Origin of the sequence: Streptomyces sp. NPDC021012 (genome assembly GCF_044333355.1) — a bacterium.
Taxonomy (GTDB): domain Bacteria; phylum Actinomycetota; class Actinomycetes; order Streptomycetales; family Streptomycetaceae; genus Streptomyces.
Genome location: NZ_JBIRQU010000018.1, coordinates 1 through 20,925, shown reverse-complemented (window position 1 = coordinate 20,925; position 20,925 = coordinate 1). Strand labels below are relative to the sequence as shown.

The 20,925-nt window shown below is 71.7% G+C and carries 20 protein-coding genes and 1 rRNA gene; 5 read left to right on the top strand and 16 right to left on the bottom strand.

The window, feature by feature from the left end:
• The first annotated feature begins 28 nt into the window (after window positions 1–28).
• On the top strand, window positions 29–1,798 hold the full coding sequence (gene argS, locus ACH4TP_RS35975; RefSeq protein WP_398188419.1) for an arginine--tRNA ligase: 1,770 nt from the start codon (window positions 29–31) through the stop codon (window positions 1,796–1,798).
• A gap of 74 nt (window positions 1,799–1,872) precedes the next feature.
• On the opposite strand, the gene ACH4TP_RS35970 is transcribed toward argS, so the two are convergent.
• Window positions 1,873–2,142 (bottom strand): DUF1876 domain-containing protein, encoded by a 270-nt coding sequence (locus tag ACH4TP_RS35970; RefSeq protein WP_116165466.1) that lies wholly within the window; start codon window positions 2,140–2,142, stop codon window positions 1,873–1,875.
• Between the two features lie 104 nt (window positions 2,143–2,246).
• Between ACH4TP_RS35970 and ACH4TP_RS35965 the strand changes: the two genes are divergently transcribed.
• The gene (locus ACH4TP_RS35965; RefSeq protein WP_398440248.1) at window positions 2,247–3,059 is read left to right on the top strand and encodes a DUF4253 domain-containing protein; all 813 of its coding nucleotides are present in this window, start codon (window positions 2,247–2,249) and stop codon (window positions 3,057–3,059) included.
• Between the two features lie 3 nt (window positions 3,060–3,062).
• Here ACH4TP_RS35965 and hemB read toward each other — a convergent pair whose 3' ends face one another.
• The 6 genes from hemB to ACH4TP_RS35935 all read right to left on the bottom strand — a co-directional run bounded on the left by hemB (window position 3,063) and on the right by ACH4TP_RS35935 (window position 10,113).
• Window positions 3,063–4,058, bottom strand: a complete 996-nt coding sequence (gene hemB / locus ACH4TP_RS35960; protein WP_398440247.1) for a porphobilinogen synthase — start codon at window positions 4,056–4,058, stop codon at window positions 3,063–3,065.
• Between the two features lie 683 nt (window positions 4,059–4,741).
• Window positions 4,742–6,412, bottom strand: coding sequence for a uroporphyrinogen-III synthase (locus ACH4TP_RS35955; RefSeq protein ID WP_389227315.1), 1,671 nt, complete (start codon window positions 6,410–6,412; stop codon window positions 4,742–4,744).
• A complete protein-coding gene (hemC, locus tag ACH4TP_RS35950; RefSeq protein WP_398440246.1) occupies window positions 6,409–7,395 on the bottom strand; it encodes a hydroxymethylbilane synthase in 987 nt (328 codons plus the stop codon). The genes ACH4TP_RS35955 and hemC overlap by 4 nt, the downstream gene beginning before the upstream one ends.
• Window positions 7,392–8,747 (bottom strand): glutamyl-tRNA reductase, encoded by a 1,356-nt coding sequence (locus ACH4TP_RS35945; RefSeq protein WP_389227309.1) that lies wholly within the window; start codon window positions 8,745–8,747, stop codon window positions 7,392–7,394. Before ACH4TP_RS35945 ends, hemC begins: the two co-directional genes overlap by 4 nt.
• Window positions 8,744–9,544 (bottom strand): redox-sensing transcriptional repressor Rex, encoded by an 801-nt coding sequence (locus tag ACH4TP_RS35940; RefSeq protein ID WP_389227306.1) that lies wholly within the window; start codon window positions 9,542–9,544, stop codon window positions 8,744–8,746. Before ACH4TP_RS35940 ends, ACH4TP_RS35945 begins: the two co-directional genes overlap by 4 nt.
• Window positions 9,545–9,816: 272 nt before the next feature.
• Window positions 9,817–10,113 carry a glutaredoxin family protein gene (locus ACH4TP_RS35935; protein WP_398188427.1) on the bottom strand — a complete coding sequence of 99 codons (297 nt, stop codon included), beginning with the start codon at window positions 10,111–10,113 and terminating at the stop codon, window positions 9,817–9,819.
• A 94-nt stretch (window positions 10,114–10,207) separates the two neighbouring features.
• Between ACH4TP_RS35935 and ACH4TP_RS35930 the strand changes: the two genes are divergently transcribed.
• The 3 genes from ACH4TP_RS35930 (at window position 10,208) to ACH4TP_RS35920 (ending at window position 13,913) form a co-directional block, all read left to right on the top strand.
• On the top strand, window positions 10,208–11,155 hold the full coding sequence (locus ACH4TP_RS35930) for an HAD family hydrolase (RefSeq protein WP_389227300.1): 948 nt from the start codon (window positions 10,208–10,210) through the stop codon (window positions 11,153–11,155).
• A gap of 423 nt (window positions 11,156–11,578) precedes the next feature.
• Window positions 11,579–12,370, top strand: coding sequence for an ECF subfamily RNA polymerase sigma factor, BldN family (locus ACH4TP_RS35925; RefSeq protein WP_388855226.1), 792 nt, complete (start codon window positions 11,579–11,581; stop codon window positions 12,368–12,370).
• 295 nt (window positions 12,371–12,665) lie between these two features.
• Window positions 12,666–13,913, top strand: a complete 1,248-nt coding sequence (locus ACH4TP_RS35920; protein ID WP_398188431.1) for a DUF5667 domain-containing protein — start codon at window positions 12,666–12,668, stop codon at window positions 13,911–13,913.
• A 72-nt stretch (window positions 13,914–13,985) separates the two neighbouring features.
• Here the strand turns inward: ACH4TP_RS35920 and ACH4TP_RS35915 are convergent, their stop codons facing one another.
• The 9 genes from ACH4TP_RS35915 to rrf form a co-directional block, all read right to left on the bottom strand.
• Window positions 13,986–14,990, bottom strand: a complete 1,005-nt coding sequence (locus ACH4TP_RS35915; protein WP_389227294.1) for a lysophospholipid acyltransferase family protein — start codon at window positions 14,988–14,990, stop codon at window positions 13,986–13,988.
• A gap of 15 nt (window positions 14,991–15,005) precedes the next feature.
• On the bottom strand, window positions 15,006–16,064 hold the full coding sequence (locus ACH4TP_RS35910; protein ID WP_398188434.1) for an NAD-dependent epimerase/dehydratase family protein: 1,059 nt from the start codon (window positions 16,062–16,064) through the stop codon (window positions 15,006–15,008).
• A 153-nt stretch (window positions 16,065–16,217) separates the two neighbouring features.
• Window positions 16,218–16,316 carry a 30S ribosomal protein bS22 gene (locus tag ACH4TP_RS35905; RefSeq protein WP_003948845.1) on the bottom strand — a complete coding sequence of 33 codons (99 nt, stop codon included), beginning with the start codon at window positions 16,314–16,316 and terminating at the stop codon, window positions 16,218–16,220.
• A 164-nt stretch (window positions 16,317–16,480) separates the two neighbouring features.
• Entirely contained in the window at window positions 16,481–16,690 is a 210-nt protein-coding gene (locus ACH4TP_RS35900; protein ID WP_030223786.1) for a helix-turn-helix domain-containing protein, read from the bottom strand.
• Between the two features lie 130 nt (window positions 16,691–16,820).
• Window positions 16,821–17,636 (bottom strand): phosphatase, encoded by an 816-nt coding sequence (locus ACH4TP_RS35895; RefSeq protein ID WP_398440245.1) that lies wholly within the window; start codon window positions 17,634–17,636, stop codon window positions 16,821–16,823.
• 94 nt (window positions 17,637–17,730) lie between these two features.
• Entirely contained in the window at window positions 17,731–18,906 is a 1,176-nt protein-coding gene (locus ACH4TP_RS35890; protein WP_398188440.1) for an acetoin utilization protein AcuC, read from the bottom strand.
• A complete protein-coding gene (locus ACH4TP_RS35885) occupies window positions 18,875–20,080 on the bottom strand; it encodes an MFS transporter (protein ID WP_389227283.1) in 1,206 nt (401 codons plus the stop codon). The genes ACH4TP_RS35890 and ACH4TP_RS35885 overlap by 32 nt, the downstream gene beginning before the upstream one ends.
• A 43-nt stretch (window positions 20,081–20,123) precedes the next feature.
• Window positions 20,124–20,771 carry an HAD family hydrolase gene (locus ACH4TP_RS35880; RefSeq protein WP_398440244.1) on the bottom strand — a complete coding sequence of 216 codons (648 nt, stop codon included), beginning with the start codon at window positions 20,769–20,771 and terminating at the stop codon, window positions 20,124–20,126.
• A gap of 67 nt (window positions 20,772–20,838) precedes the next feature.
• Window positions 20,839–20,925 (bottom strand): 5S ribosomal RNA (gene rrf / locus ACH4TP_RS35875); the annotation flags it as partial.

The following is a 20,925-nucleotide window of genomic DNA, read 5'->3' as shown; positions in this document are numbered from 1 at the left end:
CTGACGAACTCAACAGGAACGGAAGCTCATGGCCTCGGTCCCTTCCCTCGCTTCGACCGTGCAGCAGCGCCTCGCGGACGGCCTCTCGGCGGCTGTGCCGGACGCCGCGTCCGCCGACCCGCTGCTGCGACGAAGCGACCGGGCCGACTTCCAGGCCAACGGCATCCTGGCGCTGGCCAAGCGGCTCAAGGGCAATCCGCGTGAGCTGGCGACGAAGGTCGTCGAGGCGATCCCGGCCAATGACGTGCTGAAGGAGATCGAGGTCTCGGGCCCCGGCTTCCTGAACATCACGGTGACGGACGCGGCGATCATCGACACCCTCGCGGCCCGTGCGGCGGACGCGCGCCTCGGCGTGCCGTTCAACGAGTCGGCGGGCACGACGGTCATCGACTACGCGCAGCCGAACGTGGCGAAGGAGATGCACGTCGGCCACCTGCGGTCGGCCGTGATCGGCGCCGCGATGGTCGAGATCCTGGAGTTCACGGGCGAGACGGTGGTGCGCCGCCACCACATCGGCGACTGGGGCACCCAGTTCGGCATGCTCATCCAGTACCTGATCGAGCACCCGCACGAGCTGGACCACTCCTCGGAGACGGAGGTCTCCGGCGAGGAGGCCATGTCGAGCCTGAACCGGCTGTACAAGGCCTCGCGCGCCCTGTTCGACTCCGACGAGGAGTTCAAGACGCGGGCGCGTGCCCGGGTCGTGGACCTCCAGGCGGGCGACGAGGAGACGCTGGCGCTCTGGCAGCGGTTCGTCGACGAGTCGAAGATCTACTTCTACTCGGTCTTCGACAAGCTGGACATGGACATCCGGGACGGCGACGTCGTCGGCGAGTCCGGGTACAACGACATGCTGCAGGAGACCTGCCGGATCCTGGAGGAGTCGGGCGTCGCGGTCCGCTCCGAGGGCGCCCTGTGCGTGTTCTTCGACGACGTGAAGGGCCCGGACGGCAACCCGGTGCCGCTGATCGTCCAGAAGTCCGACGGCGGCTTCGGCTACGCGGCGACGGACCTGTCCGCGATCCGCGACCGGGTGCAGAACCTGAAGGCGACCTCCCTGCTGTACGTGGTGGACGCCCGCCAGTCGCTGCACTTCAAGATGGTCTTCGAGACGGCCCGCCGCGCGGGCTGGCTGAACGACGAGGTGAAGGCGCACCAGCTGGCCTTCGGCACGGTCCTGGGCAAGGACGGCAAGCCGTTCAAGACCCGTGAGGGCGAGACGGTGCGGCTCGTGGACCTGCTGGACGAGGCGGTGGACCGGGCGACGGCGGTCGTCCGCGAGAAGGCCGAGAAGGTGGGCCTGACCGAGACGGAGATCGTCGAGAACGGCCAGTACGTCGGCATCGGCGCGGTGAAGTACGCCGACCTGTCGACGTCCGCTGCGCGCGACTACAAGTTCGACCTGGACCAGATGGTGTCGCTGAACGGCGACACGTCGGTGTACCTGCAGTACGCGTATGCCCGTATCAAGTCGATCTTCGGCAAGGCCGGTGACCGCACCCCCGTCGCCCACCCGGAGCTGGAGCTCGCTCCGGCGGAGCGCGCGCTCGGCCTGCACCTGGACCAGTTCGCCGAGACCGTGTCCGAAGCGGCCACGGAGTACGCGCCGCACAAGCTCACGGCGTACCTCTACCAGCTTGCCTCGCTCTACACGACGTTCTACGACCAGTGTCCGGTCATCAAGCCGGAGCCGGCGCAGGAGGTCGCGGAGAACCGTCTCTTCCTGTGCGAGCTGACGGCCCGCACGCTGCACCAGGGCATGGCCCTGCTGGGCATCCGGACGCCCGAGCGCCTCTGAGTCCCGTAGCGTTCGAAGCCCCCGGCACGGATCTCCGTGCCGGGGGCTTCGTCGTCACCGGGCGTCACCAGGTGTCAGCGGATGGCGTGCGAGGTCCGGCCGGACACCTCGTCGATCTCCTTGTGGGCCTTCTGCAGCAGCTGCGAGGCGAGGTCCATCAGGGCGCGCGCCCCGGCGATCTCCTCGCCCACGCGCAGCTGGTCGGGGTCGGAGGGGTGCCGGTTCGCGGTGCCGTGGGCCCGGAACTCGGTGCCGTCGGTGAGCCGGACCATGGCCGCGGCCCTCGTCCGGTCCCCTTCCTCCTTGAACTCCATCTCCACGTGCCATCCGACAAGCGTGTGCATCATGAGGACCACCTCCACCGAGGACCTGTCGGCTACCCCTCCAGAGTGCGCCGCCCGCTGCCGCCCCACCACTCGTTGTCAGTGGCCCCCCGTACGTTCTGATCATGGCGATGATCCCGAACCAGCTGCCCAAGCTCGTCCCCGATCCGACCGGCCGTTCCCTCGGCCTCGACCTCCCGCCCGGCACCCTCACGGGCCCGGCGGACTCCCCGTACCTGTGGTCGGGGCACGCCCCGGCGGGACCTGCCGCGTGGGCGGCGCTGCGCCCGGCGGCGCGGACGGCGGGGCTGTTGCCGGTGTTGCTGGGGGGTGAGTGGGGGCTGGACCGGTGGGACCTGATGCCGGAGCGGATGAGCGATCCGGCGGATCACGACGCCGAGGAGGTCCTCGCCGACTTCTGGGGGTGCGACGCGGCTTCGGAGATACCCGAGGAGCAGCGGGAGTACGAGGAGATCGTCGCCCCGTACGGTGCGGGCTGGCCGGGGCTGGCTCCGGCGCAGCCCCTGACCACGGACCCCGACCGGGCGGCGGCCACGGTCGCGGAGATGCTGACGAAGCCGGGCTTCTGGCTGGACGACGCCCGCCCGGCCCTGGTGCCGGCCCGGCGCAGCGCGGACATACCGGCGGTCATCGGCTGGACGGGACCGCTGAACCACGAGAACGACGTGGCGCGGCTGTGCACGGTGCTGCGCTCGTGGGAGGACCGTTTCGGTGCCCGGGTCGTCGCGCTGACCTTCGACCAGCTGGTGGTGTCGGTCGCGGCACCGCCCCGGACTCAGGAGGAGGCCGAGGCGGTGGCGGCGGAGCACTTCGCGTTCTGCCCGGACAACATCACGCAGGGCAGCTACGACAGCCTGCGCGAGTACGCCGGGAAGGCCCTTCTCGACGCCCCGGTGTGGAGCTTCTGGTGGGACTAGGGCCTAGCCGCGCAGGTTCTGGGCGACCTCGGTGGCCCAGTAGGTGAGGATCATCTGGGCGCCGGCGCGGCGGATGCCGGTGAGGGTCTCCAGGATGGCCTTGTCGCGGTCGATCCAGCCCTTCTCGGCGGCGGCCTCGACCATCGCGTACTCACCACTGATCTGGTAGGCGGCGACGGGCACGTCGACGGATTCGGCGACCTTGGCGAGCACGTCGAGGTACGGGCCCGCGGGCTTCACCATGACCATGTCGGCGCCCTCCTCCAGGTCGAGCGCGAGCTCGCGCAGGGACTCGCGGAGGTTGGCGGGGTCCTGCTGGTAGGTCTTGCGGTCGCCCTTGAGGGAGGAGCCGACGGCCTCGCGGAAGGGGCCGTAGAAGGCGGAGGAGTACTTCGCGGTGTACGCGAGGATCGCCACGTCCTCCTTGCCGATGGTGTCCAGGGCGTCGCGGATGACCCCGACCTGCCCGTCCATCATCCCGGAGGGGCCCACGACGTGGACGCCGGCGTCGGCCTGGACCTGGGCCATCTCGGCGTACCGCTCCAGCGTGGCGTCGTTGTCGACGCGGCCGTCGGCGTCGAGGACGCCGCAGTGGCCGTGGTCGGTGAACTCGTCGAGGCACAGGTCGGACATGATGATGAGGTCGTCGCCGACCTCGGCCTTCACGTCCCGGATGGCGACCTGGAGGATCCCGTCCGGGTCGGTGCCCGCCGTACCGGCGGCGTCCTTCTTCCCGTCCTCGGGCACGCCGAACAGCATGATCCCGGAGACCCCGGCCTCCAGCGCCTCCACCGCGGCCTTCCGCAGGGTGTCCCGCGTGTGCTGCACGACCCCCGGCATGGCCTGGATCGGCACGGGCTCGGTGATCCCCTCGCGCACGAACGCGGGCAGGATCAGGTCGGCGGGATGCAGCCGGGTCTCGGCCACCATCCGGCGCATGGCAGGTGTCGTCCGCAGCCGCCGCGGCCGCGCCCCGGGAAAGGATCCGTACGAGTTCATAGACCCGAGGCTACGCCCGCCCCTGCGATGCCTTTGCCGACGACCTGTGGGCAACGCCCCGCTGCCCGCGCAGGACAGCGCCCTTCACCCGGGGCTTCGCCCCCGCCCTCCGTGTGGGCCCGCGCCCGCGCGGGGCGGCGCCCTTCACCCGGGGCTTCGCCCCCGCCCCCGTGCGGGACCGCGCCCGCGCAGGACGGCGCGCTTCACCCGGGGCTTCGCCCCGCCCCCGTGTGGGACCCGCACCCGGCGGGGCGGCGCCCCCTCCTGGGGCTTCGCCCCCTATCCGTGTGGGCCCGCACCCGCCTGGGACTTCGCCCCCGCCCCGTGTGGGCCGCGCGCCCGGCGGGGCGGTGCCCCCTCCCACCCCCGTGTGGGCAATCGTCCCGCTGGGGCGGGACGGGTGGGCACACGGGACGGCGCCCTCTAGCGGCGCCTCCGCGTTCCGCGCCTGAACCCGCACCACCGGTGACGGCGCACACGGGGTGCGGGTCCGGGCTCGGAAGCCTCTGGCGCCGGCAGGGCGCAGGCCCGTTGTGCCCACCCGTTCCGCCCCAGCGGAACGATTGCCCACAACGGCGGCGGGCGCGCGCCCACAACGGGCGGGCGCGGCCCGCAACGGGCGGGGCGTGGCCCGCAACGGCAAGGTGCGGGCCCGCAGACCGGACCCGCACCCCTGAAAACCCCTACGTCGTCCGACGCCTCCGCGCCCCCGGCCTCCGCTCGCTGGGCCGGGTCACCGGATCTCCCGCCTCCAGCGCGGACTCCCGCCGTCGGAGCCCGAAGTCGGCGAGTGCCTCGGCGAGCTTGTGGACGGAGGGCTCGGGCGAGAGGACGTCGACGCGCAGCCCGTGTTCCTCGGCGGTCTTGGCCGTGGCGGGCCCGATGCAGGCGATGACCGTCACGTTGTGCGGCTTGCCGGCGATGCCGACGAGGTTCCGCACGGTGGAGGACGAGGTGAACAGAACGGCGTCGAAGCCGCCGCCCTTGATCGCCTCGCGCGTGTCCGCCGGCGGCGGCGAGGCGCGGACGGTCCGGTAGGCGGTGACGTCGTCGACCTCCCACCCGAGCTCGATGAGGCCGGCGACGAGCGTCTCGGTCGCGATGTCGGCGCGCGGCAGGAAGACGCGGTCGATCGGGTCGAAGACCGGGTCGTAGGGCGGCCAGTCCTCCAGGAGGCCGGCCGCGGACTGCTCACCCGACGGCACGAGGTCCGGCTTCACGCCGAAGTCGACCAAAGCAGCGGCGGTCTGCTCGCCCACCGCCGCGACCTTGATCCCGGCGAAGGCGCGGGCGTCGAGCCCGTACTCCTCGAACTTCTCGCGTACGGCCTTGACGGCGTTGACCGAGGTGAAGGCGATCCACTCGTAGCGGCCGGTGACGAGGCCCTTGACCGCCCGCTCCATCTGCTGCGGGGTGCGCGGCGGCTCGACGGCGATGGTCGGGACCTCGTGCGGCACGGCGCCGTACGAACGCAGCTGGTCGGAGAGCGACGCGGCCTGTTCCTTGGTGCGCGGCACGAGGACCCGCCACCCGAAGAGGGGCTTGGACTCGAACCACGACAGCTGGTCCCGCTGCGCCGGGGCGCTGCGCTCGCCGACCACGGCTATGACTGGCCGGTGGCCCTCGGGCGAGGGGAGGACCTTGCCCTGCTTGAAGACCTGGGCGATCGTCCCGAGGGTCGCGTTCCAGGTGCGCTGGCGGGTGGTCGTACCGGCGATGGTCACGGTGAGGGGGGTGTCCGGCTTACGGCCAGCCGCCACCAGTTCACCGGCCGCCGCCGCGACCGAGTCGAGGGTCGTGGAGACGACGACGGTCCCGTCCGAGGCACCGACCTCGGTCCAGCACCGCTCGTCGGCGGTGCGGGCGTCGACGAAGCGCACGTCGGTGCCGTGGGCGTCGCGCAGCGGCACGCCGGCGTACGCGGGCACGCCGACGGCGGTGGCGACGCCGGGGACGACCTCGAAGGGGATGCCCTCGGCGGCGCAGGCAAGCATCTCGGCGCCCGCGTTCCCGTCGAGGCCGGGGTCGCCGGTCACCGCACGGACGACCCGCCTGCCGCCCCTCGCGGCCTCCATGACAAGATTGGCCGCGTCCCTCAACACGGGGACACCGGCGGTTGTTGACGCCTCGTCAACAACCGTCAGCTCAGGCGTGCTCACTCCCGCGCGCGCGTGGCCGCGAACGACGTCGAGGACCTCCGGCTCGGCGATCAGGACGTCCGCTCCCGACAGGGCTTCGACGGCCCTGAGGGTCAGCAGTCCGGGGTCACCGGGGCCTGCGCCGAGGAAGGTGACGTGCCCGTGGCCGGTGAAGGCCGGGGACACGGGGCTTGTGGTCGGGCGTGTGGGGTTCAAAGTGCTCGCTCCCCCATAAGACCAGCCGCACCCTTGGCGAGCATCTCGTCCGCGAGTTCGCGTCCGAGCGCCATCGCCTCGTCGTGCGAGGTGGGTACGGGACCGGTGGTGGACAGCTGCACCAGCGTGGTGCCGTCGGTGGTGCCGACGACGCCGCGCAGGCGCATTTCGGTGACAACCTGCCCGTGACCGGGGTCGTCGGCCAGCAGGTCGGCCAGCGCACCCACGGGTGCGGAGCAGCCGGCCTCCAGGGCGGCGAGCAGGGATCGCTCGGCGGTCACGGCGGCCCGCGTGTGCGGGTCGTCGAGCGGCGCGAGCGCGGCGACGAGTTCGGTGTTCGACGCCAGGCATTCGACGGCCAGGGCCCCCTGGCCGGGGGCGGGCAGGACGGTGTCGACGGCCAGCGGCTCGGCGGACAGGCCGCCGAGGAGCTCGTCGGTGCCGCCGATGCGGTTGAGTCCGGCCGCGGCCAGGACGACGGCGTCCAGCTCGCCCTTGCGGACGTAGCCGACGCGGGTGTCGACGTTGCCTCGGATGGGGACGCAGGTGATGTCGAGGCCGTGGTTGCGCGCGTACGCGTGGAGCTGGGCCATGCGCCGCGGGGAGCCGGTGCCGACGCGCGCGCCCTGGGGCAGCGTGTCCAGCGTGAGGCCCTCGCCCGTGATCAGCACGTCGCGGGGGTCCTCGCGGCGCGGGATCGCACCCAGCACCAGGTCGGGGTGCTGGGTGGTCGGCAGGTCCTTCAGGGAGTGCACGGCGAAGTCGACCTCGCCGGCGAGCAGCGCGTCGCGCAGGGCGGCGACGAAGACGCCGGTGCCGCCGATCTGCGCGAGGTGCTCCCGGGAGGTGTCCCCGTACGTCGTGATCTCCACGAGCTCGACGGGCCGGCCGGTCAGCTGCCGGACGGCGTCGGCCACGTGCCCGGACTGGGCCATGGCGAGCTTGCTGCGCCTGGTCCCGAGCCTCAGTGCCCTCTCGGTCATACTCGCCCTCGGTTCTTGACGTCGGCGTCATTCAGGTCGGCCCGGCTGACGGATGCCACCGTCTCCGGGTCGAGGTCGAAGAGTGTCCGCAGCGCGTCCGCGTACCCGGCGCCGCCGGGCTCGCTGGCCAGCTGCTTGACCCGCACGGTCGGCGCGTGCAGGAGCTTGTCGACCACGCGGCGCACGGTCTGGGTGATCTCGGCGCGCTGCTTGTCGTCGAGGTCGGGGAGGCGGCCTTCGAGCCGGGCGATCTCGCCCGCGACCACTTCGGCGGCCATCGTGCGCAGGGCGACGACGGTCGGGGTGATGTGGGCGGCGCGCTGGGCGGCGCCGAAGGCGGCGACCTCGTCGGAGACGATGCCCCGGACCCGGTCGACGTCGGCGGCCATGGGCGCGTCGGCGGAGGCCTCGGCGAGCGACTCGATGTCGACGAGCCGGACACCGGGGATGCGGTGGGCGGCGGCGTCGATGTCGCGGGGCATGGCGAGGTCGAGGAGGAAGAGCGGGGTCCCGCGGCCGCGTACGGCGTCCTCGACGGCCTCGCCGGTGAGGACGAGTCCGGTGGCGCCGGTGCAGGAGACGACGACGTCGGCACGGGCCAGTTCGTCGCCGACGGCAACCATCTCGGCCGCGCGTGCGACGACTCCCGTGCCTCCGGGCTCGTTCAGGATCTGCGCGAGCCGCTCGGCGCGGGCCAGGGTGCGGTTGGCGATGACGATCTCGGAGACGCCGGAGCGCGCGAGGGTGGCGGCGGCGAGCGAGGACATCGAGCCGGCGCCGATGACGAGGGCCTTCTTGCCCTTGGCCCAGGTCTCGACGTCCGTGTCGCGGGCGAGCTGCTCCAGGCCGAAGGTGACGAGCGACTGTCCGGCCCGGTCGATGCCGGTCTCGCTGTGGGCGCGCTTGCCGACCCTCAGGGCCTGCTGGAACAGGTCGTTGAGGAGGCGTCCGGCGGTGTGGAGGTCCTGGCCGAGGGCGAGGGTGTCCTTGATCTGGCCGAGGATCTGGCCCTCGCCGACGACCATGGAGTCGAGTCCGCAGGCCACCGAGAAGAGGTGGTGGACGGCCCGGTCCTCGTAGTGCACATAGAGATAGGGGGTGAGCTCGTCCAGGCCGACGCCGCTGTGCTGCGCGAGCAGCGTGGACAGCTCGGCGACCCCGGCGTGGAACTTGTCCACGTCGGCGTAGAGCTCGATGCGGTTGCAGGTGGCCAGGACGGTGGCCTCGGCGGCCGGTTCGGCGGCGAGGGTGTCCTGGAGCAGCTTGGCCTGGGTGTCCGCCGGCAGCGAGGCCCGCTCCAGGATGGAGACGGGGGCGCTGCGGTGGCTCAGTCCGACGACGAGGAGGCTCATGCCGGCATCACCGCGGGGACGTCCCCGTCGGGTCCCTTGCGGCCGGTGGTGCCCGTGGTGCCACGGGGCGCCGGCGGTACGGCGACGGGCTCGGGCTCGACGACCGCGTCGGGGCCCTCCTCGGCGCCCGTCTCCTCGCCGGCCTTGCGCTGCTCGTGGAAGGCGAGGATCTGGAGCTCGATGGAGAGGTCGACCTTGCGCACGTCCACGCCGTCGGGCACGGAGAGCACGGTCGGGGCGAAGTTCAGGATGGAGGTGACCCCGGCGGCCACGAGCCGGTCGCAGACCTGCTGGGCGACGCCGGCCGGGGTCGCGATGACGCCGATGGAGACGCCGTCCTCGCTGATGATCTTCTCGAGGTCGTCGCTGTGCTGGACGGGGATCCCGGCGACCGGCTTGCCGGTCATGGCGGGGTCGGCGTCGATGAGCGCGGCGACGCGGAAGCCGCGGGAGGCGAAGCCTCCGTAGCCCGCGAGGGCGGCGCCGAGGTTTCCGATGCCGACGATGACGACGGGCCAGTCCTGGGTGAGGCCCAGCTCGCGGGAGATCTGGTAGACGAGGTACTCGACGTCGTAGCCGACACCGCGGGTGCCGTACGAGCCGAGGTAGCTGAAGTCCTTGCGCAGCTTCGCGGAGTTGACCCCCGCCGCGGCCGCGAGCTCCTCGGAGGAGACCGTGGGTACGGAGCGCTCCGAGAGCGCGGTGAGTGCGCGCAGATACAGCGGAAGCCGGGCGACGGTGGCCTCGGGAATTCCTCGGCTACGGGTCGCCGGTCGGTGAGTTCGGCCAGTTGCCACGGTGCTCCTGCGGGATGAGCGGGGCTGCAGGCGGCCATACGTCACAAGACCGCCCCGTCGAATGCAGGCTATGTCTTTGTGAACGCGTGCACAAAGATGGTGTCCGTTTTGTCCGCCCAAAGTGACCGGGGTCACGCGGCCGGTTCGTATCGTCCCGGAACCGCGGAGCGTGTCAGCGCGTTGAGAACCCGAAGGGGGCAAAGCCGCACACTCTCCTCACGAACCCGCCCCCGAAACCCAACAAAACGTCCATGATGGTAACCGGCTTTCGGTCACGCACCCAGTTCGCGCCGGAGCCGGCCGGCGTCCACGCGCCAGAAGGTGTGCTGCTCGCCGTCAATGAGGACGACGGGGATCTGCTCCCAGTACGCGCGGTGGAGCTCCTCGTCGAGGGTGATGTCCTTCTCCTCCCAGGACGCCCCGGTCTCCGCGCACACGGCCTCGATCACCGCGCGGGCGTCGTCGCAGAGATGGCATCCCGGCTTGCCGATCAGCGTGACGGTCCGCGAGGCGGGATCCTTCTTCGCCGCGGCGTCCTTCTTCTTCGCACGTCCGAACATGTCGTCCATTCTGGCGCCGGGTAACAGTGGAGTACCCCACTGTTCACACACCGGCATCCTCACAAGTCGGGAAGTACCGAACAGACTGGCTATGCTCAACGACATGGCCGCTCTGGGATGGCTCACCCCCCGTAGGCGCTCCGCCACCGCGCGCAGCGTCCTGGCAGGCGAGGCCGCCGCCGAGGCGGCGCGCAAGTCCTCACTCCAGCTGGAACAGGAGCGCGAGGAGGCCGCCGCCGAGGAAGTCGCGCCCGCGGAACCGGAATTCCCGGTCCACGGCGACGTGAGGGCCGCCGCCTTCTTCGACCTCGACAACACCGTGATGCAGGGCGCCGCGATCTTCCACTTCGGTCGCGGCCTGTACAAGCGGAAGTTCTTCCAGCGCCGCGAACTCGCGCGCTTCGCCTGGCAGCAGGCCTGGTTCCGGCTCGCCGGCGTCGAGGACCCCGAGCACATGCAGGACGCCCGCGACAGCGCCCTGTCCATCGTCAAGGGCCACCGCGTCTCCGAACTGATGTCGATCGGCGAGGAGATCTACGACGAGTACATGGCCGACCGCATCTGGCCCGGGACCCGCGGTCTCGCCCAGGCGCACCTGGACGCCGGCCAGAAGGTCTGGCTGGTCACGGCCGCCCCGGTCGAGACGGCCACGATCATCGCCCGCCGGCTCGGCCTGACCGGCGCGCTCGGCACGGTCGCCGAGTCGGTCGACGGGGTCTACACGGGCAAGCTGGTCGGCGAGCCCCTGCACGGACCGGCGAAGGCCGAGGCGGTACGGGCCCTCGCCGCCGCCGAGGGCCTCGACCTGGGGCGCTGCGCGGCGTACAGCGACTCGCACAACGACATCCCGATGCTGTCGTTGGTGGGGCACCCGTACGCGATCAACCCGGACGCCAAGCTCCGCAGGCACGCGAAGGAGCGGGACTGGCGGCTGCGCGACTACCGGACCGGCCGCAAGGCCGCCAAGGTCGGCATCCCCGCCGCCGCGGGCCTGGGGGCGCTGGCCGGCGGCACCGCCGCCGCGGTCGCCCTGCACCGCCGCCGCCACTGACGCGACGGGCCCTCCCGGGAGGGTCCTGCCGATACGTTTCGGCTGCGATCATCTGCGACAACCCCGGACCAGGCGCGCTCACCCGTCCGTGGTCGAACAGCCCCGCACAGGTCGACTCCCGGGCATTCGGGGCTCCTTACCCCGCAGCGGCCCGGATCACTCACCCGTCCCGCACTTGAGCACAACGCATCGCCCGCTCAATCACACTCGAAAGCAGACCGATCAACAACCGGTCACAAACCGCGCCTTGATGCGACTACAAGCAGTAACGGAAACGACGTAACCGGTGATTTGAGCAACTGGGTGTAGTGCTGCCTGTACGAAGCGTTATTCTCCTCAGACGCACAAAGGACCCCTCACGTCGCCACGACGGGTGAACGGTCCCGCACTGCACGTGATGGAAGCTCTGCCTCTGGGAGTCCCGTGTACCCACACGTCGGGGTTGACACCTCGGGCCTGGCTACGCTGCGCGCAACGGTCCTCGACCACTTGCGCGGCTTCGTCCCCACCGCGTACGCCGGCCCTGTCCCCGCCTTCGCCTTCGCCGCACCGGCACCCGTCGGCCCTTGCTACGCCCTGGCCGAGGGCGGCGCAGCCGTGAGCAGACGGGGCGCCCGCTCCGGTTCCGGAACCTCGACCACCACCCGCCGCCCCACCGCGGACAGCGACAGCGCCCGCATGATGGACCTCGTCGAGCGCGCCCAGGCGGGCGAGGCCGAGGCCTTCGGCCGGCTGTACGACCAGTACAGCGACACGGTCTACCGCTACATCTACTACCGGGTCGGCGGGAAGGCGACGGCGGAGGACCTCACCAGCGAGACCTTCCTGCGCGCCCTGCGCCGGATCTCCACCTTCACCTGGCAGGGCCGCGACTTCGGCGCCTGGCTCGTCACCATCGCGCGGAACCTGGTCGCCGACCACTTCAAGTCCAGCCGCTTCCGCCTGGAGGTCACCACCGGCGAGATGCTCGACGCCAACGAGGTCGAGCGCAGCCCGGAGGACTCCGTCCTGGAGTCCCTCTCCAACGCCGCACTCCTCGACGCGGTCCGCCGCCTCAACCCCCAGCAGCAGGAGTGCGTGACCCTCCGCTTCCTCCAGGGCCTCTCGGTCGCCGAGACCGCCCGGGTCATGGGCAAGAACGAGGGCGCGATCAAGACCCTCCAGTACCGGGCCGTCCGCACCCTGGCCCGCCTCCTCCCGGACGACGCCCGCTGACCGCTCCGCGCCCCCCACACGCTCCCCCGTCCCGCTCCGTGCCCCCACGCCCCCAGCTCCCCCCACATCCCCCTACCCCAGCCCAACTCACAGTCGGTGACGCCTCGATGACGCACTGGTCCGATCATCTTTCGCGCGTAACCCAAGTGCCGCGCCGCTCGTTGTGCGGGATGCAGGCTCCCTGTGGTCACGCCATGTCCGCAGCCACTCACTCTTTCGTGTGGATGCGCTCAAGGTGTGGAACCTTCCGGACACCCCGGGGAGTCGACCGTCATGACGAGAGGAGGTGCCGCCAGTGATCGCGAACGTATCGGCGCACCGGCGGGCGAACGCCTTCGCCCAGGCCCTGGAGGACCGGGCGTCCGAGGACGCGGCGGCCGAACAGCCCGAGGCCCCGGCGGAACCGGCCGAACCCGCCGAGCAGGGGCGGCTGTTGGCCTTGGCGAACGGCCTCGGTGAGCTGCCGAAGCCGCAGCTCGACCCCGAGGTCAAGGTGGTGCAGCGAGCCCAGCTCGTCGCCGCCATGGAAGCGATGCTCATGGAGGGGAGCGCCGCCGGGGGCCCTACGGTGCCGGAGCAGCGGACCTCCGCCGGCAAGGGAGCCCACCGGGCGTCCCCGCTCCGGAAACTGCGCCCCCGGTCCCGCTGGACCAAGGGCCTCGCCGCCGGCGGCCTCACGGTCGGTGTCGCGGCGGGCGCCTTCGGCGGAGTGGCCGCCGCCAGCTCCGACGCCCTCCCCGGTGACTCGCTCTACGGGCTCAAGCGAGGCATGGAGGACATCAAGCTGGGCATGGCGGACGACGACGCGGACCGCGGCGGCATCTACCTCGACCAGGCCTCCACGCGCCTCAGCGAGGCCCGCCGCCTCATGGAGCGCGGCCGCGCCGGGGAGCTCGACCACGAGTCCCTCGCCGAGATCCGCCGCGTCCTGGGCGGGATGAAGCACGACGCCGCCGAGGGCCACCGGCTGCTCCACGAGGCGTACGAGCGGGACGGCGAGATCGCGCCCATGGCCCGGCTCAACTCCTTCGCCCAGGCCCACCGGGACACCTGGAACGGCCTCCGCGACCGGCTCCCCGTCCAGCTGGCGGACGTCGGCAGCGAGGTGACGGACGTCTTCGACGCCATAGACGAAGACGTCGAGCCGCTCCAGTCGGTGCTTCCCCGCACCCCCGAGCGGGGCGTGGTCGGCTCCGAGGGCCCGCGCAGCAGGCCCGGCGCCCCGCAGGGCACCCAGGGCACGGACACCCAGCACCCGCCGGCCGGCCAGCAGGCCTCCCCCTCGGGCAGCCACTCCGCCCCGCCGCGCCCGTCCGGGCCCAGCACCGGAGCGAGCCCGAGCACGACCGGCGGCACCGTCTCGCCCGAGGAGGACGGCCTCCTCGGCGGCAACACGGGCGGACTGCTCAAGCCCTCCCCGACGGGCACACCGACCGTCCCCACCGAGGGCCAGTCGACCCCGAAGATGCCGGACGTGACCCTTCCGCCACTCCTGCCGGGCCTGCTTCCAGGCCTCGGCATCGACAGCGAGGACGCTCGCTAGCAAGAAGAAGGGGCGCCCCCACGGACGGGGGGCGCCCCTTCTTCACGTATCAGAGGACTCGGAAGAGCATCCTCAGAAGAACACCGACCGCCGCTGCACCAGCAGCTTGTACAGCGTGTGCTGGATCTGCTCCCGTACCTGGTCCGTCAGGTTGAACATCAGCATCGGGTCCTCCGCCGCCTCCGGCGCGTACGAGTCCGTCGGGATCGGCTCGCCGAACTGGATCGTCCACTTCGTCGGCAGCGGCAGCGCCCCGAGCGGCCCCAGCCAGGGGAAGGTCGGGGTGAGCGGGAAGTACGGGAAACCGAGCAGCCGCGCCAGCGTCCTGGCGTTCCCGAGCATCGGGTATATCTCCTCGGCGCCCACGATCGAGCAGGGCACGATCGGCACCCCGGCCCGCAGCGCCGTCGAGACGAAACCGCCCCGCCCGAACCGCTGGAGCTTGTACCGCTCCCCGAAGGGCTTCCCGATGCCCTTGAAGCCCTCCGGCATCACCCCGACGATCTCGCCGGCGCGCAGCAGCCGCTCCGCGTCCTCCGCGCAGGCCAGCGTGTGCCCGGCCTTGCGGGCCAGCTCGTTGACGACGGGCAGGACGAAGACCAGGTCGGCGGCGAGCAGCCGCAGGTGCCGCCCGGCCGGATGGTTGTCGTGGACGGCGACCTGCATCATCAGCCCGTCCAGCGGCACGGTCCCGGAGTGGTTGGCGACGATCAGCGCCCCGCCCTCGGCCGGGATGTTCTCGATGCCCTTCACCTCCACCCGGAAGTACTTCTCGTACAGCGGGCGGAGCAGCGACATCAGGACCTGGTCGGTGAGCTCCTCGTCGTAGCCGAACTCGTCGACCTCGTACTCGCCGGTGATCCGCCGCCGCAGGAACGCGAGCCCGCCCGCGAGCCTCCGCTCCCAGTCGCTCCCGCCGGCGGGCCTCTCGGGCTCCTGGGGCGCGGGGGCGGGCTCCGGCGGCTCCTCGGCCCCCGGCAGGGCCCGTACGGCCGCCGCCTCGCCGTCGGCCCTGGCGGGCCGCCGACGGGCCCGTGAGCGGTCGTCGTCGAACGGAATGACCTTGGCGTCCGCCATCGCAGTCGGGTCTCCTCAGGCGCCGTGGTGAAGGGTGGAAGCGTCAGTGGTGCCGAGGCGCCCGGCGAGCCGGTCCACCGCCCCGGCGAGCAGCTCGGGCGGCAGCAGTCCCGGCCCCCGGCCCCGGGCGAAGTCCGCGAGCGCCTCCGCCGTGGAGTAGCGCGGCGAGAAGCCGAACACCTCGCGCGTCTGGACGGTCGAGACGACCCGGCCGTGCGTGAGGAGCCGGATCTGCTCGGGCGCGAAGTCGGTGATCCCGACCGTGCGCAGCGCGGTGCCCACCCAGGTGACGGCGGGCAGCAGCACCGGGACCGTGGGCCGCCCGAGCCGCCGCGCGCACTGGGAGAGCAGCAGGACCCCGTCCCCGGCCACGTTGAACGTGCCGCTGTTCTGGGTCGCCCTGCGGGGCTCGTGGGCCGCCAGGCGCAGGACGTCGACGACGTCGTCCTCGTGGACGAACTGCAGCCTCGGGTCGTAGCCGAGGACGGTCGGCAGCACGGGCAGCGCCAGGTACTCGGCGAGCGGGGAGTCGACCCGGGGCCCGAGGATGTTCGCGAACCGCAGGACGCACACCGCCACGTCCGGGCGGCGCCGGGCGAAGCCCCGGACGTATCCCTCGACCTCGACGGCGTCCTTCGCGAAGCCGCCGCTCGGCAGGGACTTCGCGGGCGTCGTCTCGGTGAAGACGGCCGGGTCGCGGGGCGCGGAGCCGTAGACGCTCGTACTGGACTTGATCACCAGGCGCGCGATCCGCGGCGACTTCTGGCAGGCGCCGAGGAGCTGCATGGTGCCGATGACGTTGGTCTCCTTGACCGACGTCCGGCCGCCGCCGCCGAGCGCCGTGCCGGTGACGTCCAGGTGGACGACCGTGTCGACGTCGTGTTCGGCGAGGACCTTGGCGATCTCGGGCCGGCGGATGTCCGCCCGGACGAACTCGGCGGCGCCGAGCTGGTGCGCGGGGGCGACCGCGTCCACGGCGATCACCCGCTCCACCTCCGGGTCCCGCTGGATCCGCCGCACGAAGCGGCCGCCCAGGTGCCGGGCGGCACCGGTGACGAGCACGACCTTGCCCACAGCAGCGCCTTCCGTCCGTCACTCCCGTTGGTCGACACCGTAGCGCCTCGACATTTCCTCGGGTTAAAAGCGGCCGCACAAAGGCGTGGCCCTCCACCGCGAACGGTGAAGGGCCACGCCTGACGCGCTGAACGCTGCGATGCAGCTGTCGCCTTACTTCTTGTTGCGACGCTGAACGCGCGTGCGCTTAAGCAGCTTGCGGTGCTTCTTCTTCGCCATCCGCTTGCGCCGCTTCTTGATAACAGAGCCCACGACTACCCTCGCTCACTTCTCGGAACATCCCCGCCTCCCGGCGGGGATCGGTGCGGGGCGTCTGGGCCCACACGACCTACGTCGGCCTAGCCTACCGGCATGAGGGCCGACGTCGTAATCCGAGGGCCGCACGGAGCTTCCCCGGCGTTCAGGCCGCGCGCTCGCTACGCGGTCCCCACCCCCACGAAGGACTCCCGCAGGTACTCGTGAACCGCCTGCTCCGGCACCCGGAAGGACCTGCCCACCCGGATCGCCGGCAGATGACCGCTGTGCACCAAGCGGTACACGGTCATCTTCGACACGCGCATCACCGAGGCGACTTCCGCCACGGTCAGAAACTTGACCTCGTTGAGAGGTCGATCGCCAGCAGCCATGACCCACCACCTGTACCTTCCGCCGCGACGCCCACCGGCTTCCCCTCCGGTGACTCTTCGTCGTCGAGCGCTCACTCTCCAGACTAGGGGCGTGTGGTACGAGTGGGGAAGAGGAGCTGCCATCGGCCGTTTACCGTGACAGACACGCTCGATTGAGTACATAGCGCGTCAGCGGGAGGTACGAGGCGGAGCGGACGCCGTCGTCAAGCGGAACGGCCACCGACACCTGCCCCTCCGCCTCGCCGACGAACAGCGCGGGATCATCCGTATCGGCGAGACCGATGGCCTCGATACCCAGCTGACCTGCCCCGCAGACCCATCCGTGGTCCCCCACCACGAGCTCCGGCAGCGGCCCGCCACCCTCCGCCGCGCTCTCCAGAACGGCCCTGACCGGTAGCGGCGAATGGGAGTGCGCCCCCGGCACACGCCCCTCCCCGGGCGGGCCGGGCTCCCGTACCAGCGCGACCCCCCGTACGTAGTCGAGGAGGTACGTACGTAGACCGAACCGGGTCGTTATGTCGACACATCGCCCCTGCGCCGGGGTGAGAACAAGACATCCCGCCGCCGACAAGGCGTCTGCGAGAGCGACGTAGAAACCGAGCAGACGGTGCGGATGGCCCGTCCCCAGGAGCACCGGCACCCGCCGCGCGGCCGCCGCTCCGAGGCGTGCCGCGAAGGCGTCCAGGCCCCGCACCGTGCGCTCCGGGTCGATGACGTCCGGCCCCGACCGGTGTGCCGGATCCCCCGACACCCCGCACTTGTCGGCCATCAGCCGCAGCAGACCGGCCTCGTCCCACCCCCACGCGGGGTCGAGCCCGAGCAGCACCCGCGGATCACGCGCGGCGAACAGCCGGTAGCTCCGCAGGTTCTCCTCCCGCGAGGTCGCCACCGTGCCCGCCAACCCCGCCGCCAACAGATGCGCCCGCAGCGCCCCGGTAGTCAACACCCGTCCGATGCTGCCGGAACACCACCGTCCGGGGATCCAAACCTCCCGGACACCCCACAGTCGGCGTAACACCCGGGAAAACGTTCCCGCTCCCTCAGGCCAGCAGCCCCCGCAGCGGGAAGGCCGCCTTCCGCGTCGCGAGCACCGCCTGGTCGAGCCGGTCCGCCGGGTCGTACCCCTCGTCCCAGCCCCGGAAGCCCACCGGCCACCGCCCGTCCGTCATCCGCATCGGCCCCGGCTGCCGGGTCCGCGCGTACACCTCGTCCCGCCAGGACGCCGGGATGACCGACTCCGGATCGACCGGGGCGTGCGCCGCGATCCCCACCAGATGCGTCCACGACCGCGGGACGACGTCCACCACCGCGTACCCGCCGCCGCCGAGCGCCAGCCAGCGCCCCTCGGCGTGCTCGTGCGCGAGCTCGTGGCAGGCCTCCTGCACCGCCCGCTGCGCGTCCAGCGACACCGCCAGGTGCGCCAGCGGATCCTCGAAGTGCGTGTCCGCCCCGTGCTGCGTCACCAGGACCTGCGGCCGGAAGTCCGCGAGCAGCTCCGGCACGACCGCGTGGAAGGCCCGCAGCCATCCCGCGTCCCCCGTCCCCGCCGGCAGCGCCACGTTCACGGCCCCGCCCTCGCCGGCCCCCGCCGCGCCCGTCTCCTCCGGCCAGCCGGTCTGCGGGAACAGCGTCCGCGGATGCTCGTGCAGCGAGACGGTCAGAACCCGCGGGTCCTCCCAGAACGCCGCCTGCACCCCGTCCCCGTGGTGCACGTCCACATCCACGTACGCGACCCGCTCCGCCCCCAGTTCGAGGAGCCGGGCGATGGCGAGCGAGGCGTCGTTGTAGACGCAGAACCCGGAAGCCGCCCCCGGCATCGCGTGGTGGAGCCCGCCCGCGAAGTTCACCGCATGCGCGGCCTCCCCCCGCCAGATCGCCTCCGCCGCGCCCACCGACTGCCCGGCGATCAGCGCCGACGCCTCGTGCATCCCGGCGAACGCCGGATCGTCGACCGTCCCGAGCCCGTACGCCTGATCGGCATGGCGCGGATCGGCCGAGGCCGCCCGCACCGCCGCCACGTAGTCCTCGCGGTGCACGAGCCGCAGCGTCGAGTCCCCCGCCGGCTTCGCCGCCACCACGTCCACCGCCCGGTCGAGCCCGTAGGCCCGGACCAGCGACATCGTCAGCGCGAGCCGGACCGGATCCATCGGATGCTCGGACCCGAAGTCGTACTGCGTGACAGCTTCATCCCACATCAACAGTGCGCGGCCGCTCATGCCCGCCACCGTATCGGGCCTTTCGCTCACCGAACGACGTGGCGTACACCACCGTCACCAGGACCAGCGCCATCGGCACCACCATGGCCCCCCGATAGCTCCACGCGTCCCCCAGCGCCCCCACCAGAGGAGACCCCACGAGGAACCCCACGTAGTTGAAGACATTGAGCCGCGCGACCGCCGCGTCGCTCGCCCCCGGGAACAGCCGCCCCGCCGCCGCGAAGGTCTGCGGCACGATCACGCTCAGCCCGAGCCCCAGCACCGTGAACCCGGCGATCCCCGCCCAGGCACCCGGAGCCGCCGCGACCGCCGCGAACCCGAGCGCCGCGACCACCGCCCCTGCGCGCACGACCACCACGGCCCCGAACCGCCGCACCCCGAAGTCCCCGACGGCCCGCCCGAGCAGCGTCGTCATCATGTACGCGTTGTACGGCACGGTCGCCAGCTCCTCCGAGCTGCCGAGCACGTCCTGGAGGTACTTGGCACTCCAGTTGGAGACCGTCGAGTCCCCGATGTACGCGAAGGTCATCACCAGGCAGAGCGGCAGCAGCACCTTGAAGACGACACCGCTCCCCCTCCCCTCCCCGGCGCCGGCCCCGGTCGCCCCGGAGTCCGCACCGGCCACGTACCACCGGCTGCCGACCAGCACGACGGGCAGCGCCACCGCCACCATCGGCAGGTACGACGCGAACAGCGACAGGTGCCAGTGCGCCCCCACCCAGGCCAGCGAGGCCCCCGCGATCCCGCCGAGGCTGTACGAGGCGTGGAAACCGAGCATGATGCTCCGCCCGTACGCCTGCTGGAGGCTCACCCCCAGCATGTTCATGGAGGCGTCCAGGGCCCCCACGACCAACCCGAAGAGCCCCAGCGCGACCGCGGCCTGCCAGAGCCCGGACCCCAGCCCCACGGCGAGGAGCGCCAGCAGCAGGAGGGGCTGCGCCCACCGCAGCACCACCGCCGGCCCCACCCTGGCGACGACCTTCTCGGTCACCACGCTCGCCACGCCCGCCAGGATCGGAACCGCCGCCAGAAAGGCCGGCAGCAGCCCGTCCGAGATCCCGTACTGGTCCTGGATGGCCGGTATTCGAGTCACGAGCAGGGCGAAGGTGACCCCCTGCACGAAGAAACTGACCGCCAGGGATCCCCGCCCACGCCGCAAACGCGCATCCGTCATGGCGGCACAGCGTACGGCCGGAAACTACCGCTGGGTAGATGGATCACGACCCCAAAATCGCGGGAAGCTCGTCCATCTCCCGGAAGAAGCCCTTCGCCCCGGCGAGCTTCGCCTCGGGCGTCATCGCGGTGAACCCGTACACGTCCATCCCGGCGGCCAACGCGGCCCGCACCCCGGGCCCGCTGTCCTCGATCACCACACACCGCTCAGGAGCGACTCCCATCCGCTCCGCGGCGTACAGAAACAGATCGGGCCACGGCTTCCCACGCCCCACGTCCTCGGCACTGAAGATGATCTCGTCCCTGAAATGGACGTCCAGTCCGGTCTTCCGGTGCCCGACCCTGATCCGCTCATGACTCCCCGAGGACGCCACACAGTACGGAACCCCCGCCGCGGCAAGCCCCTTGAGCACCTCCCCGGCCCCCGGCACGGCCTCCAACTCCGCCTGGAACCCGGCGAACACCCGCGCGTGGAAGACGTCGTCGAAATCCTCCGGCAGCTTCTTCCCGCTCCGCTCCTCCACCACCTCGTGAATGCGGTGCATGGCGGACCCCATGTAGTCCCGCACCGACTCCTCGTACGTGGTGGGGTGCCCGAGCTCCGTCAGATAGCCGGCCAGCAGCGTGTTGGAGATCGGCTCGCTGTCCACGAGCACACCGTCGTTGTCGAAGATGACCAGGTCATATCGCATGGACCCAGCGTAGAACGCAAAAATGCCTCAACCCCCGGACAAGGTCCGGGGGTTGAGGCTAAAAATTGTTCGGCGGCGTCCTACTCTCCCACAGGGTCCCCCCTGCAGTACCATCGGCGCTGAAAGGCTTAGCTTCCGGGTTCGGAATGTAACC

Bases quoted from the DNA above. Each gene is read 5' to 3' on its own strand.
- argS (WP_398188419.1), top strand. From the start codon at position 29: ATGGCCTCGGTCCCTTCCCTCGCTTCGACCGTGCAGCAGCGCCTCGCG.
- ACH4TP_RS35880 (WP_398440244.1), bottom strand. From the start codon at position 20,771: ATGCGATATGACCTGGTCATCTTCGACAACGACGGTGTGCTCGTGGAC.
- ACH4TP_RS35970 (WP_116165466.1), bottom strand. From the start codon at position 2,142: ATGCACACGCTTGTCGGATGGCACGTGGAGATGGAGTTCAAGGAGGAA.
- ACH4TP_RS35935 (WP_398188427.1), bottom strand. From the start codon at position 10,113: ATGGACGACATGTTCGGACGTGCGAAGAAGAAGGACGCCGCGGCGAAG.
- ACH4TP_RS35890 (WP_398188440.1), bottom strand. From the start codon at position 18,906: ATGAGCGGCCGCGCACTGTTGATGTGGGATGAAGCTGTCACGCAGTAC.
- ACH4TP_RS35915 (WP_389227294.1), bottom strand. From the start codon at position 14,990: ATGGCGGACGCCAAGGTCATTCCGTTCGACGACGACCGCTCACGGGCC.
- hemC (WP_398440246.1), bottom strand. From the start codon at position 7,395: ATGACCGAGAGGGCACTGAGGCTCGGGACCAGGCGCAGCAAGCTCGCC.
- ACH4TP_RS35930 (WP_389227300.1), top strand. From the start codon at position 10,208: ATGGCCGCTCTGGGATGGCTCACCCCCCGTAGGCGCTCCGCCACCGCG.
- ACH4TP_RS35885 (WP_389227283.1), bottom strand. From the start codon at position 20,080: ATGACGGATGCGCGTTTGCGGCGTGGGCGGGGATCCCTGGCGGTCAGT.
- ACH4TP_RS35965 (WP_398440248.1), top strand. From the start codon at position 2,247: ATGGCGATGATCCCGAACCAGCTGCCCAAGCTCGTCCCCGATCCGACC.
- hemB (WP_398440247.1), bottom strand. From the start codon at position 4,058: ATGAACTCGTACGGATCCTTTCCCGGGGCGCGGCCGCGGCGGCTGCGG.
- ACH4TP_RS35945 (WP_389227309.1), bottom strand. From the start codon at position 8,747: ATGAGCCTCCTCGTCGTCGGACTGAGCCACCGCAGCGCCCCCGTCTCC.
- ACH4TP_RS35900 (WP_030223786.1), bottom strand. From the start codon at position 16,690: ATGGCTGCTGGCGATCGACCTCTCAACGAGGTCAAGTTTCTGACCGTG.